Here is a 16,642-nt window from a genome sequence, read left to right as displayed (position 1 = left end):
CTCCCGCCCCGCGGTCCGCGCCACGGGGTCACCGTAGGGCCTCGAACCTTAAGGGATCGCTAGCTCTCAGGCCGCGAATCCCGGCGTTTCTCCCATTCCTGCACGCCGCGGCGGCCGAGGCAAGGGCGAAGCCCGTGCATTTCCGACCTGCGGCGACGACGAAACCGTGATCCCGTGGTCGCTTGCGGCGGCGCGCCGCGTGTTTTTCGGGGGCCCCGCGCGGGCGGAGCCCCTGCGCCGCGGCCCTCAGGCCGAGGGGGCCTCCGGCTCGGCCCGGCTGGTCACGATCTCGTCGATCAGGCCCCAGTCCTTGGCCGTCTCCGGCGACATGAAGTTGTCGCGCTCCAGCGCGGCCTCGACCGTCTCGTAGTCCTGGCCGGTGTGGCGCACGTAGATCTCGTTGAGGCGACGCTTCAGCGCCTCGGTCTCGCGCGCGTGGATCAGGATGTCGGTCGCCTGGCCCTGGTAGCCGCCGGAGGGCTGGTGGACCATCACCCGGCTGTTGGGCAGCGAGAAGCGCATCCCCTTCTCGCCCGCGGTCAGCAGCAGCGAGCCCATCGAGGCCGCCTGCCCCACGCAGAGCGTCGAGACCTTCGGGCGGATGTACTGCATCGTGTCGTAGATCGAGAGCCCCGACGTCACCACCCCGCCCGGGGAGTTGATGTACATCGAGATCTCCTTCTTGGGATTCTCCGCCTCGAGGAACAGCAGCTGCGCGACGATCAGCGTCGACATGCCGTCGTGGACGGGGCCCGAGACGAAGATGATCCGCTCCTTCAGCAGGCGCGAGAAGATGTCGTAGGCGCGCTCGCCCCGGGCGGTCTGCTCGACCACCATCGGGACCAGGGTGTTCATGTAATGCTCGACGGGGTCCTTCATGAGATCGGCCTTTCGGGTGGGGCGCGCCGCGCGGAACGGGCGGCGGGGTCAGGTCGGGGGCCGTCGCGCGGACCCGGACGGGGGCGCGGCGAGGGCTGAAAAGAAGCTCGCCTAGAAGTCCTATGCGCTCGACCGACCCGCTTCAAGGGCGCCCCGGAGCCGAGCCCGGGGCGCCGATGCGGGCCGGCCGCGCGGAGCTGCACGGCCAGGCGAGGCCCGCCCGGCGAGGCGTTCATCCTCCGGTCATTCTCGCGGACAGCATGACGGGGCGGCTTTAACAGATCGTTATGCGATGGCCCGCTAGACGGCGGGGGCGATCCGGGCGCGGCAGGCCGCCGCCGACGGGCGCGCCGCGGCGGGCTTCGGGCCCCTGCGGCGATCGGTTGGCTGTGCGAGGAGGCGGGCCATGGCGGGCTCCACCCTGATCGAGGACGCGGACGCGCTGGCGGGCGGCGTGCTGATGGACGGACTGGGCGGCGACGCCGGCTTCGGGGAGACCGCGGTCGAGCGTCTGGACGACGGCCACTCCCCCTTCATCGACCTCTCCGCCCTGTTCGGCGACGGCCTGAGCTTCTTCGGGCGGACCTATTCGGGCCTGTTCGTGAACACGAACGGCAACGTCACCTTCGCCGCGCCGCTGACCAGCTTCACGCCCTTCGCCATCACCGCCGGAGAGACCGCGGGCCTGTTCCCCTTCTTCGCCGACGTCGACACGCGCGGCGGCGAGACAGGGGCGAGCCCGGGGGGAACCTCCTCGGGCGCGAACCGGGTGTGGTGGGACGTCGACGAGACGACGGGCCGCTTCACCGCCACCTGGGACGACGTCGGCTTCTACGAGGCGGACGTGACCCGCACCAACGCCTTCCAGCTCATCCTCGAGGACGCCTCGGGGCAGGACGGGCGGGCGGCCGGCGACTTCAACATCATGTTCCGCTACGAGAACGTCTCCTGGACCACGGGCGACGCCTCGGGCGGCGAGGGGGGGCTGGGCGGCGCCCCCGCCCGCGCCGGCTGGACCGCGGGCGACGGGGAGACGTTCTTCGAGCTCCCCCGCTCGGGCGACCAGGCCGCGATGCTGGCGCTCGACGCGACGGCCGGCAACACCGGGACCCCGGGCGTGTGGTACTGGGAGGTGCGCGACGGCGAAATTGCCTCCGCCGTCTCCGTCTCCGCCCCCGAGAGCGTGGTCGAGGGCGATGCGGGCGAGACGACCGTGACCTTCGTGGTGACCCGCTTCGGCGACCTCTCGTCCGAGATCGCGGTCGACTGGACCCTGCGCGGCGACACCGGCACGGGCCGGGCGCTGAGCTCGGACGACGTGACGGGCCTGCTGCCGCGCAGCGGCACGGCGACCTTCGCCGCCGGCGCCTCGGAGGCGACGGTGGAGCTGAAGGTGCGCGGCGACCTGGAGATGGAGCGCGACGAGGTGGTCGAGCTGCGCCTGACCGCGGCGCGCAACCTCTCCGATTCCTCCCCCGTCGTGATCGTCGAGGATCGCGCCCGCGTCGAGGTTCTGGACGACGACGCCCTGCCCCCGCCCCCGCCCCCGTTCGGCGCGCGGCTGTGGGGCGACCCGCACCTGACCACGCTCGACGGGCTGGGCTACGACTTCCAGGCGGTGGGCGAGTTCGTGCTGGTGCGCGGCGTCGGCGCCGACGACCCGCTCAAGGTCCACGTGCGGACCGAGGCGCTGACCGACGCCGTCTCGGTGATCAGCCAGGTGGGCGTGCGGCTGGGCGAGGCCCGCGTCACCGTCGACCTGCACCGGGCCGAGGCGCTGTGGGTCGACGGCGAGGCCGTTCGCCTGCGCGAGGGCGACGGCCCGCTGAGCGTGGGCGACGGCAAGGTCTATCTCAACGACGGCGTCTACACGATCGTCCAGGCCGACGGCGAACAGATCCGGGTGGAGCTGTTCGAGACGAACCTCAACGTGCAGGTCTTCCTCGACGAGGGGCGCGCCGCGGGCTCGACCCGCGGGCTGCTGGGCGACCTCGACGGGAACCCGGACAACGATCTGCAGCTGAACGGCGCGCCCCTGCTGCTGCCGGTGGATTTCGACCTGCTCTACGGCGATTTCGCCGACGGCTGGCGGGTGAAGACCGCGACCTCCCTGCTCGACTACCGCAAGGGCGAGACGACCGAGGACTACACCGACCGCAGCTTCCCCGGCGCGGCCGTGACGCTCGACTCCCTGCCCGAGGACCTGGTCGCCTGGGCGCGGGCGCAGGCCGAGGCGGCGGGCATCGCCGACGCCGCCGCGCTGGAGGCCGCGATCCTCGACATCGCCCTGACCGGCGACCTGAACTTCGCCTCGGGCGCCAAGGGCGTCTCGGGCGCCGAAACCGCCGTCGCGACCGCCCCCACGGATGCGCCGACGCCCACGACCACCCTGCTGCTGTCGCGCACCGGCAACGACCCGGCGGAGGGGGACGCGGGCTCGATCCTCGTCGACTTCGCGGTGACCCGCGGCGGCGACGTCTCGGGCGCGCTGCGGGTGAACTACACGGTCTCGGGCACGGCGGACCTGCTCTCGGGCGACGGTTTCGTGCGCTTCGAGGACGGGGAGACGACGAAGACGATCTCGGTCGAGATCGCCTCGGACGAGGTCGCGGAGCTGGACGAGACGGTGACGGTCGCGATCTCCACGGGCGCCGCGGGGGTGGCGGTGCTCGCCTCGTCCCGCACCGCGACGGTGCTGAACGACGACGGCGACGTCGGCTCGATCTTCGCGGTCGTGGCGAAACGCGACGCGATGCGGGAGGGCGACCGCGGCGAAAGCCTGGCCCGGTTCACCGTCGCGCGCACCGGCGACACGGCCGAGGCCGGCTCGGTCCGCTACGAGATCCTGACCGGCGACGGCAAGGTCGGCGGCGGCGACCTGGACGTGGCGAAGCTGACCGGCCGGGTCGATTTCGAGGCCGACGAGGCCTCCCGCACGCTGGAGATCGCGGTGGCGGGCGACCGTGTCGCCGAGGCGGACGAGCTGCTGGCGATCCGCCTGACCTCCGCCACGGGCGGCGTGCTCGGGGAGGACACGCGGGCGCGCACCGCGATCCTCGACGACGACGCCGAGGGCGGGCGCAAGGACGACCGGATCAAGGGCGACCCGGGCGACAACCGCATGGACGGCGGGCGCGGCGACGACCGCCTGCTGGGCGGCAAGGGCGACGACCGGCTGCTGGGCGGCGCCGGCCGCGACCGGCTGGAGGGCGGCGACGGCAAGGACCGGCTCGCGGGCGGCGAGGATCGCGACCGCCTCTCGGGCGGCGGCGCGCGCGACAAGCTGGAGGGCGGCGCGGGCAACGACGACCTTTCGGGCGACGGCGGCGACGACGTGCTGAGCGGGGGCGCCGGCAAGGACGTCCTGCGCGGCGGCTCGGGCGACGACCGGCTCGAGGGCGGCAAGGGCGACGACCTGCTGATCGCCGGCGCCGGGCGCGACCGGATCGAGTTCGCCCGCGCCGACGGCCGCGACGTGGTCAGGGGCTGGGAGGACGGCAAGGACCGCTTCGTCATCGACGTGAAGGGCGCGGGCTTCCGCGACCTGGACATCGACCAGCACCGCAAGCACGTGGTGGTCGACTACGGAAAGGGAGAGTTCAAGATCCTCGACGCCGACGCCGACGACCTGGGACGCGGCGACTTCCTCTTCGGCTGAAGCCCCCGGGCGTCCGCAGGGACCGACCCGCCCGCGGGCCGGGCGGGCGCTCGCGAGCCTGTTGCGGGAGTTTCAGCGCCGTCCCGCAGCCGGGCCGCCCCAACGTGCCAAGGCGCAGAAGCGGGCGGCGCGGCGGCGAAAGGTTTGGCGCCGGACGGATTGCAGACGAGTGTGTCGCGGATCGCGGCAGGACCGCCGGGGAATCTCGGGGGGCGCGGCCGACGGAATGCGGCTCGTCGGCGGGAGGATTGCGACGGGTCGGCGGCAGGGATGCCGGTCGCCGTCCGGCGGACTGCCGCTGGCCGGCCGAAGGATTTCGGTGGATCGACGGGCGCTTGCGGCGGCTCCGTCGGGACCGCCGGCCGGCGTGGCGCCGGTCTGCTCAGAACTCCAGGCCGCCGCCGATGCTCCAGCCGAAGACGTTGTCGCCGGTGATGACCGAGAGGCGCAGGCTGGCGCCTTCGAGGCCGATCTCGGGGACCGCCTCGCGGTCCACCAGCTCCAGCCCGAGGCCGAACTCCGAGATCCAGTCGACCCCCAGCGCCCGGGCGCCCTCGCCCTCGATCCAGGTGCCGGCGCCGAAGAGGATCCAGCGCAGCTCCCGCCCGAAGACCGAGTGGCGGGTGGGCCCGTCGAGCTCGCCGTGCAGCGACATCACCGCGAAGCTCACGTCCCCCTCCAGCACCCGGCTCGAGGCGGAGTAGGTGGAGCCGTAGACGTAGTTGACCCGCCCGGTGGTGGTGACGTTCACGTCGCCGGGGATCGCGGTCACGTGGTCCAGCCGCAGGGCCGGACCGTAGAGCAGCTCCTGCACGTCCCAGTTGAACAGCAGGTCGTCCGTCGCCTTGTCGAGCCGCGCGGCGCCGGGGCCCACGAAGGTCGTGTCGTCCTGCACCATGCCCCAGCCCGCGGTCAGGATCGGGGTGACCGAGAGCCGGGGCGTCAGGTCGTAGGCGACGCCCAGGCCGCCCATCGCGGTCCAGGCGTCGATGCGGTTGCGGGGCGAGGCCTCGAACCGGGTGCCCGCGAAGAACGGGCCGTAGTCGGTGGAGGCGGTGAACCAGCTCAGCGTGCCCTCGGCGTAGAGGTCCCCGCCCAGCAGCTCGGTGTCGCGGAAGCGGTGCTTGGGCGAGGCGGCGAAGCGGCCCAACTCGGTGTCGCCGGCGCCGGCGCCGTTGGAGATGGTGAAGCTCGACGCGTTCACCCCCGGCAGGGCGGCGAAGCCGGTCAGGCCCAGCACCTCCTTGCCGAAGTCGCCCTGCCGCGCGGCCTGGCGCACGGCCTTGCGGACGGAAGCGGCGGTCTGCCCGGCGGCGGGCGCGGCCTCCACGGCCAGCAGGCCCAGCGCGGCGAGGCCCATGGCGGACAGGCGGACGAGCCGCGGGCCGACGGCGCGGCGGGGCTCAGGGCGGCGCGGCGGGTTCGGTCGGTCGCTCACAGGGCGTCCCCCTCTGCGGATCCGCCCGAGGGCGGCGGCGGCGGAATGGCGCGTCGGTCCAGCATAAGGGGTTTCGCGCCCGGGCAACCCCCGAACCTCGTCCCGGAGCGCGACGCGCGCCGACCTGCGGCGCGCGAGCGACGCCCGGGCAGGCATCCCGCCCGGGTTGCGCAGGCCGAGCGCCAGGCTGTCCGCGCCCCGCGATCCCTTCGGGCGTCCGGGCGCGCCCGCCCGCGACGGGCCCAAGCCCGCCCGCAGGGCGCCTCCGGGCCCGACCGTCCGACGCGCGCCGGCAGGAAGGTCCCGGCGGTCGATCCTGACCCGCCGGGGCGGGCCTCGCCGCTGCCGCCCGGCGGCGAAGCGCGGACGAACGGGCGGCGCCGAAACGCAAAACGGCCCGCCGGAGGGGCGGGCCGTCGAAGCAGGTCGGTCGCCGCGGAGGCGGCGGATCAGGCCGCGGCGGTCTCGTCCTCGGCGTCCATCGCCTCGAGGCGGGACTGGAGCTCATCCTTGGAGACGGAGACCTCGGTGATCTGCGCGAGCTCGAGGATGTAGTCGACGACCTTGTCCTCGAACAGGGGCGCACGGATCTGCTGCATCGCGCCCTCGTTCTGCTTCACGTACTCGAAGAACGCCTGCGGGGGCACGTTCATCTGCTGCGCCTGGCGCACGATCCGCTGCATGATCTCCTGCTCGGAGACCTGGATCTCGTGCTTGGTGCCGGTCTCGGCCAGCAGCAGGCCCAGGCGCACGCGGCGGGCGGCGAGCTTCTTGTGCTCCTCCGTCGGCTCGATGGCGTCATGGTTGTGGCCCTGCACCTCGGGGTGCTCCTCGTGCCACAGCTGGTGGGCGATCTGCTGGGCCTCGACGTCGAGCAGCGAGGCGGGCAGGTCGAAGCTGACGGCCTCGTCCAGCGCGTCGAGCAGCTTGCGCTTGACCAGCGCGCGCGAGGCGACGCCGTACTCGTTGGCCAGCTGCTCGCGCACCTGCTCCTTCAGGCCGGCGAGGTCGTCGGAGCCGAACTGCTTGGCCAGCTCGTCGTCGATCTCGGCGGTCTTCGGCGCGGCGACGGTCTTGGCGGTGCAGGTGAACACCGCCTCTTTGCCCGCCAGGTGCTCGGCCTGGTAGTCCTCGGGGAACGTGACGGTCACGTCCTTGGTCTCGCCGGCCTTGATGCCGACCAGCTGCGGCTCGAAGCCGGGGATGAACTGGCCGGAGCCGATCACCAGCTGGAAGTCCTCGGCCGAACCGCCCTCGAAGGGCTCGCCGTCGACCTTGCCCACGAAGTCGAAGGTGAGCTGGTCGCCCTCCTCCAGGGCCGCGCCCTCCTCGCGGGGCTCGAAGGTCTGCGCGCCCTCGGCGAGCTTGGCCAGCGCCTCGTCGACGTCGGCGTCCTCGACCACCGCGACCGGCTTCTCGAGCGCGATCTTGGAGAAGTCGGGCTCCTCGATGTCGGGCAGCTTGTCGTAGGCCAGCTCGAGGTGGAGGTCGTCGCCCTCGTCGAAGTCCTGGTTGGTGACCTTCACGTCGGGCTGCAGGGCCGGACGGTCGCCGGTCTGCTCGAAGTGATCGCGGATGGCGCCGTCGACCGTCTCCTGCACGATCTCGCCCAGCAGGGACTTGCCGAACATCTTCTTGAGCAGCGGCAGCGGGGCCTTGCCCTTGCGGAAGCCCTTCATCTGGACCTCCTCGCGGGCGGCCTCGAGCTTCTCGTTCATCTTCGCCGCGAGCGCCGACGCGGGCAGCGTCATCGCATAGGCGCGGCTCAGACCTTCGGACTTGGTTTCGACGACCTGCATTTTACGTCCTGCTCCAGCTTCGTCTCGGCCGCTCGCGGAGGCGTGGTGCGGGCGGAGGGACTTGAACCCCCACGCCTTGCGGCACGAGAACCTAAATCTCGCGTGTCTACCGGTTCCACCACGCCCGCAGCGGCCGCCGCCGGCCGGGGCCGGCGCGGATTCGGGGGGTGACTATCAGGGTTCCGCGCGGGGCGCGAGTCCTGATCGGCGGGTTTCCGACCGGTCCGGCCCGAGCGCGGCGGACCGGGAGCGACGGGCGGCGGGGGCGGCGGGCGCGGGCGGGGGCCGAGGCGCACGCCCGGCGGGCGCCGCCGCTTCGCCATCGCGCCGCCGCAACCGGGGTCATTGCGCCTCATTGCTCGCCGGGCCCCGGCTTCCGACCTAGCTGGCAGGTTGCGGCGCCGTCCTGCGGGAATGCGGGCGCGGCGCCGACCGCAACCGGAGAGAAACACCGATGGACCTGATCCGCATCATCCTGTCGATCCTGCTGCCGCCCCTGGGCGTGTTCCTCCAGGTGGGCATCGGTCTGCAGTTCTGGGTCAACATCCTGCTGACGCTTTGCGGCTACATCCCCGGCATCGTGCATGCCGTGTGGATCATCGCACGGCGCTGAGGGCCATCCGGGCGGACGCCGCCCGGGCGAGGAGACGAACAGCCATGCGACACGAGACCGTTCTGGACGGAAAGCCGCTCGATCCCGCGGCGGACGGCGACCGCGACCACCTGCGCGCCGCCGAGCGCGCCCGCTTCGCCTCGGCGGCGGCGGGGGAGCCCCTGTCGGGCTCGGCCCTGACCACCGAGGAGGAGGAGGTGCTGCGCCGCGCGGAGCTCGCCGCCAAGTGGATGGACAGCCGCTTCCGCCTGCCCCTGACCGACTTCCGCTTCGGCCTCGACGGGCTGCTGGGGCTGATCCCCGGCGTGGGCGACGGCGCGGGGCTGCTGGTCTCGGGCTACGTGGTCTACACGGGCTGGAAGGTCGGCCTGCCGATGCCGCTGCTGCTGCGCATGGCGGGCAACGTCGCGCTGGACGCGATCGTGGGCGCGGTGCCGCTGCTGGGCGACCTGCTGGACTTCGCCTTCAAGGCCAACCGCCGCAACGCAGCCCTGCTGCGCGAGCATTTCGAGACGCGTTCCGCCGCGCTCTGAGCCCTTTCGCGCGGCGGCCGCCGGTCGCCGCGCCTTGCGCTCCCCGCCCCTATCGGGCGCCGGGGGCGAGCAGATCCCTCAACACCCCCGGAAGCTGCTCCGCGAGGTCCTCGGCGATCAGGCCGGGGCCGAAGCGGCGCGCGGCCTCGACATGCAGCCAGGCGGCGGTCTTGGCGGCCTCGGCCGGGGTGAACCCGCGCGCCATCAGCCCCGCCGCGATCCCCGCCAGCACGTCCCCCGCCCCCGCGGTGGCGAGCCAGGGCGCCTCGCGCCCGTAGGCGGCGGAGTGGATCCAGGCCCGGCCGTCGGGTCCCGCGATCACCGTGTCCGCCCCCTTCAGCAGCACCCCCGCCCCGGCCCGCGCCGCCGCCTCCCGCACCACGTCGAGACGCGAGAGGGCGGGGCCGCGGGTCGGCGGCTCGGCCAGCCGCTCGGCGAGGTCGGGGAAGAGGCGCGCGAACTCGCCCATGTGGGGCGTCAGCAGGGCGCCGCGGTGCAGACGCTCGAACAACGTCTCGGGCGCCTCGGCGAAGGCGGTCAGGGCGTCCGCGTCCAGCACCGTGGACCGCCCGGCGGCCAGCGCCGCCTCGACCAAGAGGCGCGCGCGCTCGGGCGCGCCCAGGCCGGGGCCGAGGACCAGGGCGTTCAGCCGGCGATCCTCCAGCATCTCCGACAGCGCGTCGGCGTCCTTCACCGGGCGCAGCATCACCGCGTCGAGGCGGGCGGCGTTTTCGATCAGCGCGGCGGGCGGGCAGCCGAGGGTGACGAGCCCCGCCCCCGCCCGCAGCGCCGCGCGCGCCGCCATCCGCGCGGCGCCGCCGCGCCCGACCCCGCCCGAGAGCACCAGGACGTGGCCGTGGCCGTACTTGTGATCCCCCGCCCGCTTGGCGAGAAGCTCCGCCGTCGGGGCCGAGACCAGCCGCGCCGGCGGCGTCTGGGGCGGGGGGGCGGAGGGCGCCTGCGCGGGCGAGGCGGCCGAGGTGCGGGCGGCGAAGCGGGCGGCGGCCTCGGCGGCGGCCGCGCGCTCCGCCTCGGTGGCGGTCTCCGGCTGGCGCGGCGCCAGGGTTCCGTCGGCCTGGAGGGTCCAGCCCACGCCGCGCGCGGCCGCGTCGTCCGGCACGCGCGGGGCCGGGCGCGCGGCGGGGGGCGAGACGGCGAAGGGCCAGGAGGGGAGCCACGAGGGCAGCCACGGGCCCAACCCGATATCGCGCACCGCGAGCCGCCCGCACAGCGCCGGCCCGTCGGCGAGGTGGTGGCCGAGCTTGGCCGCGTGGAAGGTCACGGTCAGGTCCGCCTCGACCGCGGCGCCCAGCGCCCGGCCCGAGTCCGCGCAGAGGCCCGAGGGCACGTCGACCGCCACCCAGCGCTCCCCCCGCTCGCCCCGCCCGTAGCAGGCGGCATCGGCGAGCAGCGCCTCGACCGGGCCCTCCGGCGGACGCGAGAGGCCGATGCCGAAGAGCGCGTCCACGACCAGAGCCGGCTCGCCGCCCTCGCCGGCGGCGAAGGCGCGCGCCGCGGCGTCGTCGAGCGGGGCGACGACGCCGCCCATGGCCCGCCAGCGCGCCTCCATCGCCTGGGCGTCCCCGCCCTCCGCCGGCCGGCCCAGGGCCAGGACCCGCGCCCGCCAGCCCCGCTCGACCAGGCGGCGGGCGATCACGTAGCCGTCGCCGCCGTTGCCGCCGGGGCCGCACAGGATCACGGCCTCGCCCGGCAGGTCGGCGAGGTCGGGGAAGCTCTCGAAGATCGCCGCGACGGTCTCGGCGCCCGCCCGCTCCATCATCTCGCGGCCGGGGTAGCCCTCGGCCATCGCGGCGGCCTCGAGGGCGCGCATCTGGGCGGAGGTCCGCAGCTCGGGATCCATGGCGACTCGCTTTCCCTTCATCTTTGCCCAAGGTTTGGGCAAACTGCCTTCGCAACGGGCGCCTCGCGTCGATTCCCGTCCGGCGACGGTTCCCGCGCCCCGGCGCCCATTGCATCCCACCGGCCGATGCGCTTGGCATGCGGCCTGCATGAACATCACGCGCGGCGAACGGGGGCGTCCGGCCCTCCGCCGCAGCGGACAACGAGGGAGCCCGCAGGTCCATGAAGAAGATCGAGGCCATCATCAAGCCGTTCAAGCTCGACGAGGTGAAGGAGGCGCTCCAGGAGATCGGCGTGCAGGGCCTTTCCGTCATCGAGGCGAAGGGCTTCGGCCGCCAGAAGGGCCACACCGAGCTCTACCGGGGCGCCGAGTACGTCGTGGACTTCCTGCCCAAGATGAAGCTCGAGGTCGTGGTCGACGAGGACATGGTCGAGCGCGCGGTGGAGGCGATCGTCGCCGCCGCCCGCACCGGCAAGATCGGCGACGGCAAGATCTTCGTCTCGAACGTCGAGCAGGCCATCCGCATCCGCACCGGGGAAGAGGGCGCCGACGCGCTCTGACCCCTGCGGGCCGCCCATCCGCGGCCGCCCGCCGCAGCGGGCGCCGCAAGCCGAACGCCCCCGGCCCGTATACAAGGGTCCCCAAGGTGGGACCCGGGCCTGAACGGGGCCCCATGCGACACCAAGGAGAGGATCCAGCATGACCGACGCCGCTTCCGTCGTGAAGAAAATGAAGGACGAGGAGGTCGAATACCTCGACCTGCGCTTCGTCGACCCCAAGGGCAAGCTGCAGCACGTCACCGTCATCGAGTCCGAAATCGACGAGGACTTCCTGACGGAAGGCTTCATGTTCGACGGCTCGTCGGTGGCCGGCTGGAAGTCGATCGACAAGTCGGACATGAAGCTGCTGCCCGACTGCACCTCGACCTACATGGATCCGTTCTTCGCCGAGAAGACGATGTGCATCCACTGCGATGTGCTCGAGCCGGACACCAACGAGTACTATGAGCGCGACCCGCGCGCGACGGCGAAGAAGGCCGAGGCCTACCTGAAGGCGTCGGGCATCGGCGACGCCTCCTACTGGGGCCCCGAGGCCGAGTTCTTCCTCTTCGACAACGTCAAGTACGCGGTCGAGATGAACAAGGTGTCCTACGAGGTCGACGCCGTGGACGGCGCCTGGAACTCGGACGCCGACTTCGAGATGGGCAACATGGGCATGCGCCCGCTGGTCAAGGGCGGCTACTTCCCGCTGCCGCCGGTGGACCACATGCAGGACATCCGCGCCGAGATGCTCTCGACGATGGCCCGCATCGGCATGAAGGTCGACAAGCATCACCACGAGGTCGCCTCGTGCCAGCATGAGCTGGGCCTGGTGTTCGGCTCGCTGACCGAGCAGGCCGACGCGATCCTGAAGTACAAGTACATCATCCAGCAGGTCGCCAACGCCTACGGCAAGTCGGCCACCTTCATGCCCAAGCCCATCGCGGGCGACAACGGCACCGGCATGCACGTCAACCAGTCGATCTGGAAGGACGGCAAGCCGCTGTTCGCGGGCGACAAGTACGCCGACCTCTCCGACGAGGCGCTGTGGTACATCGGCGGCGTGCTGAAGCACGCGAAGGCGCTCAACGCCTTCACCAACCCGTCGACCAACTCCTACAAGCGCCTGATCCCGGGCTTCGAGGCCCCCGTGCTGCTGGCCTACTCGGCCCGCAACCGCTCCGCCTCGATCCGCATTCCGTGGACCGAGTCGCCCAAGGCCAAGCGCGTCGAGACCCGCTTCCCCGATCCCTCCGCGAACCCCTACCTCGCGTTCTCGGCGCTCCTGATGGCCGGCCTGGACGGCATCAAGAACAAGATCGATCCGGGCGAGGCCGCGGACAAGGACCTGTACGACCTGCCCCCCGAGGAGCTGGCCGGCATCCCGACCGTGTGCGGCTCGCTGCGCGAGGCGCTGAACTCGCTCGAGGACGACTACGAGTTCCTGACCGCGGGCGACGTGTTCACCCGCGACCAGATCGAGGGCTACGCGGAGCTGAAGTGGGAGGAGGTCTACGCCTTCGAGCACTGCCCGCACCCCATCGAGTACAAGATGTACTACAACCTCTGATCGCTGAAGATCGGACCGAGGGAACACCGGGGGCGGCGCCGAAAGGCGCCGCCCTTTTCCGTCGGCGGGCGCCTCCCTCGGGCGCCGTTCATCTCGGGGCGCGGTCGGGCCGGGCAGGATGCCGCTGGGGAAGATCCCCGGGCAGGACCGCCCGGGGACGCTCGCCGAGGGAGGACGGCCGATGGATTTCATCAAGCGATTGCCGGAACCGGACCGGGGCGGCTACGCCTCGGCGCTGCAGCTGCTGGTCGACGCGCAGGCGGATGACGGCTCGGGCCCGCCCGGCCATGCGATCGTGGCGCATGTCGACAGCGGGGTCGCGCCGCATCCCGGCATCGGCTGGGCGCCCGGCGGGCCGCCGCCCGCCTGGCTGCTGCTGGACCGCGGCCGGAACTTCCTGGACGGCGCCTGCGACACGCCCGGCGCCCCGCCGCCGGGGACCGACTGCCGGCCCATCGCGGACATGACCCGCTCGGGCGGGCTGGGCGACGGGCTGATCGAGTGGCCGGACCACGGGGTGAAGACCCTCTCGGCGCTCTGCGGGAACGTGCCGGGACGGCTGGTCGGGGTGGTTCCGGGCGTGCGGGTGATCCCCTACCGGATCTCGAACGGGCCGCTTTTCTACAGCCCGATGGGGGTGGGGCCGGTGTCGACCCGGCAGGCGACCGCGCGGCTGGGCTGGGCGCTGGACCACCTGCTGGGCCAGCCGCAGGTCCCCGGCGTGGTGACGATGTCGATGGGCAATCCCGGCTGGCTGGGCCCCGCCTACGGCCCGCTGGTCGCGGCGCTGGGGGGCGAGGTCGGCATTGCCGACAACGTCGCGGCGGCGGTGAACCGCTGCTACGAGGCCGGCGTGATCCTGTGCTGCGCGGCGGGGCAGGTGATCGACTCGGTGATCTATCCCGCGTTCTGGGAGCGGACCGTCGCCGTCTCGGGCTACGACGCGCAGGGAACCGGGGGCCAGTGCCGCCACTACCCGCCGGGCGGCTATCGCCACGGGAGCGACCGGGTGGACGTCCACGCGCAGGCGATGCGGATCAACCGCGCGGGCTTCGACTTCGCGGCCGTCCCCCCCGCCCCGGAATGGGCCGAGGACGGGGACGCGGGCGAACCCTCCGGCACCTCCTACGCCACCCCGCAGGTGGCGGGGGCGGCCGCGCTGTGGCGCAACTTCCACAATGGAAGGCTGGAGGCGATGTGGGGCGCGCCGGGGGAGCGGTGGAGGATCGTCGAAGCCTTCCGCCACGCCCTGCACGCCAGCGCGAAGACGATGCAGGCCGACATGCGCCCGCCGCCCGGCGCGGGCTGGTCGCCGATCCCCACGCTCGACATTCCCGCGCTGCTGGCGATGGAGCCGAAGGCGGACTGGCCGTTGCACAAGCGCCCCCCCGCGGCCTGAACGGCGGCCGGGGCGCCCCGCGCGTCGCGGAGCGCGGGAGGCCCCGGGTCAAGCCCGGGGCACGGCGCCCGGGCGGCGGGCGCAGGGCGGGACCCCGGGTCAGGCCCGGGGCGCGGCGCCTTGGAGATCGGAGGCGCCGGCTCAGTCGGCCTTCGCGGCCTCCCGCGCGGCGCGGGCGCGCAGCGCGGGGCCGAGCTTGCGGGCGCCCTGCTCGGCCGGCAGTTCGGAGACCACGGCGTCGAGCGCGCGCCATTGCGCGGGGCTCAGCCCGTCGGCGGGGGTGATCAGGGTGCGCACGCCGAAAAGCGCCGCGCGGGTGCGCGGCAGGCGCAGGACCGTCTGCCGCTCGACCCGCAGCCAGGCGTCCTCGCCCAGGGCCAGCCGCTCGCGGTACATGGCGGTCTTCTGCGCCTCGGGCATCGGGGTCACGATCTCGGGGTGGGCTGCGAAGTGCCAGTTGGCCCGCCAGATCGGCCGCCCCGGCTGCACCCCGTCGAAGAAGCGCTGCACCCGGCGGGCGAGGTCGCCGGGATACTCCGGCACCGGCATGTGGATGCGCAGCAGCGGGCGGCCCAGCTTCTCGGACAGGGTCCAGTGGGCGGGGAAGCACAGGACCCCGGCGACGAGCACGTGCTCCTCGGCGCCCTCGGGCCTGGCCATCAGCAGGAGGTCGTCCTGCACCAGCCGGCCGGCGGCGGCGATGGGCGGCAGGTCGTCGAGCGCCACGCGCACCCCGTCCGGGCGGATCAGCGCGCGCGGTCCGTCGGGGGTGAAGCCGTGGCGGGCGACGACATGCTCGGCGATCGTCTCCAGCAGCTCGGCGGCGGCCTCCTCGCCCTCGGGCGTCGTGCCGTAGGCCCAGGCGGCATGGTCGGCGATCAGGCGATCGCGCTCGGCCATCTGGCCGGCGAAGTCCTCGGCGATCAGGAACCACTCGGCGGGGTCGAGCGGCTGGATCCCGGGCGCCACCGCCACCCGGGCGTTGGCGAAGGGGGCCACCGGCGCATAGGGCAGCGCCCAGGGCGGCAGGACGCCGGGGACCGCGGGCGCGGCATGGCCGGGAGCGGCGGCGGCGGAAGGCGCCTCGGTCATCGCGCAAGACCTTTCGAGCAATGCAGCAGGTTCACCCCGACCAGCGCCCGGTAGGCGGGGCCGAAGGTGGAGGCGAAGGCGAACCAGTCCATCCGCGCAGCCCTGGCGATCTCGCCGAAGCTGCGCTCGGCGGCCATCGCGGGCAGGAAGGGGGCGGCGGATTTCGGGATCGGGACCCAGTGGCGCAGGCCCGCCATGGCGATGGCGAAGCCGCCTTCCTCATGGACCTTCTTCGCCAGCGCGCGGGGGTCGGGGCCGCCCCAGCGGGGAACCGCCTCGGCCGAGAGGCCGGCCATCGCCTCGCCCTCGCGCCCCGCCTTCACGGCATAGGCGACATGCATGCGCATGTTGCCCGACAGGCGCTCGGCCAGGGCCCATTTCTCCTGCGGGGACAGTCGCTTGAGCCGCTCGGCGAAGGCGGGCGTCTGCGGCAGGTGCGGGGCGGGATCGTAGCGCAGCGGCTCGAGGAAGGAGACGAGGCCGAGGCCCGCCCCCTCCAGCGCGCCCAGCAGCTCGGGCACGGAATAGGGCCGGTCGCGGGAATGCAGCAGCAGGTCGTAGAGGCCGGCGTCCGAGGCCTCGTGATCGGTCACGAACGGGTTGCGGCGAAAGCCGTTGGTTTCTGGGGCCGCGGCCAGCGCCTCGCGCGCCAGCGCCACCTGGGTCGAGGGTTCGTCCTCCCCCAGCAGGGCGCGCAAGGCGTCCTGCATGGGATAGACCCCGTCGCGGCCGTAGGGGGCGTAGACCATCAGGCCCAGCCCGCCGGAGGGCGCCAGCGCCCCCGCCAGCGCGGCGAAGCCCGCATCGGGGTCGGGGAGGTGGTGCAGCACCCCGCAGCAGTCGATGTAGTCGAAGGCCCCGCGCTCGGCGGCGATCGCGGGGGCGTCGAGCAGGCTGCGCACCTCGTAGGTCGCGCGCAGGCCCCGCGCCTCCATCCGCGCCTTCGCGACGTCGCGGGAGGCTTCGGAGAGGTCGAGGTAGGTGATCTCGGCCGGGCAGCCGGCGTCGGCCAGCCGCTGGGCCATCATCACCAGCGCGTCGCCCGTGCCCCCGCCCGCCACCAGCGCCCGGAACGGCCGGCGCCAGTCGCGGCGGCCCTTGAACAGGAAGTGGTCGATCTCGATCGGGTCCGAGGGCGAGCCCTCCACCAGCCGGCGCGCCTCGTCGGCTGGATCGCGCTCGGGGTAGGGGTAGCTCTCGTACTGGCGTTTCACCGGGTCCATGGGGCCTCCTCGCGCCCCCCCTCTTCCGGCGCGGGGGC

12 protein-coding genes and 1 tRNA gene are annotated in these 16,642 nt (G+C 73.4%); 6 read left to right on the top strand and 7 right to left on the bottom strand.

What is annotated here, in order from left to right:
- Positions 1–246 precede the first annotated feature (246 nt).
- The gene (locus P2H44_RS16935) at positions 247–879 is read right to left on the bottom strand and encodes an ATP-dependent Clp protease proteolytic subunit (RefSeq protein ID WP_275765241.1); all 633 of its coding nucleotides are present in this window, start codon (positions 877–879) and stop codon (positions 247–249) included.
- 406 nt (positions 880–1,285) lie between these two features.
- Between P2H44_RS16935 and P2H44_RS16930 the strand changes: the two genes are divergently transcribed.
- Entirely contained in the window at positions 1,286–4,537 is a 3,252-nt protein-coding gene (locus tag P2H44_RS16930) for a nidogen-like domain-containing protein (protein ID WP_275765240.1), read from the top strand.
- A 382-nt stretch (positions 4,538–4,919) separates the two neighbouring features.
- On the opposite strand, the gene P2H44_RS16925 is transcribed toward P2H44_RS16930, so the two are convergent.
- The 3 genes from P2H44_RS16925 to P2H44_RS16915 form a co-directional block, all read right to left on the bottom strand.
- Positions 4,920–5,975: a hypothetical protein gene (locus tag P2H44_RS16925; protein WP_275765238.1), complete on the bottom strand. Its 1,056-nt coding sequence runs from the start codon at positions 5,973–5,975 to the stop codon at positions 4,920–4,922.
- A 449-nt stretch (positions 5,976–6,424) separates the two neighbouring features.
- Complete coding sequence (gene tig / locus P2H44_RS16920) at positions 6,425–7,774, bottom strand: trigger factor (RefSeq protein ID WP_275765236.1); 1,350 nt, start codon at positions 7,772–7,774, stop codon at positions 6,425–6,427.
- 43 nt (positions 7,775–7,817) lie between these two features.
- A tRNA-Leu gene (locus P2H44_RS16915) sits at positions 7,818–7,902 on the bottom strand.
- Positions 7,903–8,228: 326 nt separating this feature from the next.
- On the opposite strand from P2H44_RS16915, the gene P2H44_RS16910 reads away from it, so the two are divergent.
- Together P2H44_RS16910 and P2H44_RS16905 are read left to right on the top strand one after the other, a co-directional pair.
- Entirely contained in the window at positions 8,229–8,387 is a 159-nt protein-coding gene (locus P2H44_RS16910; RefSeq protein WP_275765234.1) for a YqaE/Pmp3 family membrane protein, read from the top strand.
- A 44-nt stretch (positions 8,388–8,431) separates the two neighbouring features.
- A complete protein-coding gene (locus P2H44_RS16905; protein WP_275765233.1) occupies positions 8,432–8,920 on the top strand; it encodes a DUF4112 domain-containing protein in 489 nt (162 codons plus the stop codon).
- Between the two features lie 49 nt (positions 8,921–8,969).
- Here P2H44_RS16905 and P2H44_RS16900 read toward each other — a convergent pair whose 3' ends face one another.
- Positions 8,970–10,781 (bottom strand): NAD(P)H-hydrate dehydratase, encoded by a 1,812-nt coding sequence (locus tag P2H44_RS16900; protein WP_275765231.1) that lies wholly within the window; start codon positions 10,779–10,781, stop codon positions 8,970–8,972.
- Between the two features lie 221 nt (positions 10,782–11,002).
- Between P2H44_RS16900 and P2H44_RS16895 the strand changes: the two genes are divergently transcribed.
- The 3 genes from P2H44_RS16895 (at position 11,003) to P2H44_RS16885 (ending at position 14,289) form a co-directional block, all read left to right on the top strand.
- Positions 11,003–11,341: a P-II family nitrogen regulator gene (locus P2H44_RS16895; RefSeq protein WP_092859189.1), complete on the top strand. Its 339-nt coding sequence runs from the start codon at positions 11,003–11,005 to the stop codon at positions 11,339–11,341.
- 139 nt (positions 11,342–11,480) lie between these two features.
- Positions 11,481–12,890, top strand: a complete 1,410-nt coding sequence (glnA, locus tag P2H44_RS16890; protein ID WP_275765229.1) for a type I glutamate--ammonia ligase — start codon at positions 11,481–11,483, stop codon at positions 12,888–12,890.
- A 181-nt stretch (positions 12,891–13,071) separates the two neighbouring features.
- Positions 13,072–14,289 (top strand): S8/S53 family peptidase, encoded by a 1,218-nt coding sequence (locus P2H44_RS16885; protein ID WP_275765227.1) that lies wholly within the window; start codon positions 13,072–13,074, stop codon positions 14,287–14,289.
- A 141-nt stretch (positions 14,290–14,430) separates the two neighbouring features.
- Here the strand turns inward: P2H44_RS16885 and P2H44_RS16880 are convergent, their stop codons facing one another.
- Together P2H44_RS16880 and P2H44_RS16875 are read right to left on the bottom strand one after the other, a co-directional pair.
- Positions 14,431–15,381: a heme-dependent oxidative N-demethylase family protein gene (locus tag P2H44_RS16880; protein ID WP_275765226.1), complete on the bottom strand. Its 951-nt coding sequence runs from the start codon at positions 15,379–15,381 to the stop codon at positions 14,431–14,433.
- Positions 15,378–16,604, bottom strand: coding sequence for a class I SAM-dependent methyltransferase (locus P2H44_RS16875; RefSeq protein WP_275765224.1), 1,227 nt, complete (start codon positions 16,602–16,604; stop codon positions 15,378–15,380). Before P2H44_RS16875 ends, P2H44_RS16880 begins: the two co-directional genes overlap by 4 nt.
- Positions 16,605–16,642: the final 38 nt, after the last annotated feature.

The organism is Albimonas marina, assembly GCF_029223255.1.
Classification (GTDB): domain Bacteria; phylum Pseudomonadota; class Alphaproteobacteria; order Rhodobacterales; family Rhodobacteraceae; genus Albimonas.
This window is presented reverse-complemented; position numbering and strand designations above follow the sequence as displayed.

Bases quoted from the DNA above. Each gene is read 5' to 3' on its own strand.
- P2H44_RS16935 (WP_275765241.1), bottom strand. From the start codon at position 879: ATGAAGGACCCCGTCGAGCATTACATGAACACCCTGGTCCCGATGGTG.
- P2H44_RS16930 (WP_275765240.1), top strand. From the start codon at position 1,286: ATGGCGGGCTCCACCCTGATCGAGGACGCGGACGCGCTGGCGGGCGGC.
- tig (WP_275765236.1), bottom strand. From the start codon at position 7,774: ATGCAGGTCGTCGAAACCAAGTCCGAAGGTCTGAGCCGCGCCTATGCG.
- P2H44_RS16910 (WP_275765234.1), top strand. From the start codon at position 8,229: ATGGACCTGATCCGCATCATCCTGTCGATCCTGCTGCCGCCCCTGGGC.
- P2H44_RS16905 (WP_275765233.1), top strand. From the start codon at position 8,432: ATGCGACACGAGACCGTTCTGGACGGAAAGCCGCTCGATCCCGCGGCG.
- P2H44_RS16900 (WP_275765231.1), bottom strand. From the start codon at position 10,781: ATGGATCCCGAGCTGCGGACCTCCGCCCAGATGCGCGCCCTCGAGGCC.
- P2H44_RS16895 (WP_092859189.1), top strand. From the start codon at position 11,003: ATGAAGAAGATCGAGGCCATCATCAAGCCGTTCAAGCTCGACGAGGTG.
- glnA (WP_275765229.1), top strand. From the start codon at position 11,481: ATGACCGACGCCGCTTCCGTCGTGAAGAAAATGAAGGACGAGGAGGTC.
- P2H44_RS16885 (WP_275765227.1), top strand. From the start codon at position 13,072: ATGGATTTCATCAAGCGATTGCCGGAACCGGACCGGGGCGGCTACGCC.
- P2H44_RS16880 (WP_275765226.1), bottom strand. From the start codon at position 15,381: ATGACCGAGGCGCCTTCCGCCGCCGCCGCTCCCGGCCATGCCGCGCCC.
- P2H44_RS16875 (WP_275765224.1), bottom strand. From the start codon at position 16,604: ATGGACCCGGTGAAACGCCAGTACGAGAGCTACCCCTACCCCGAGCGC.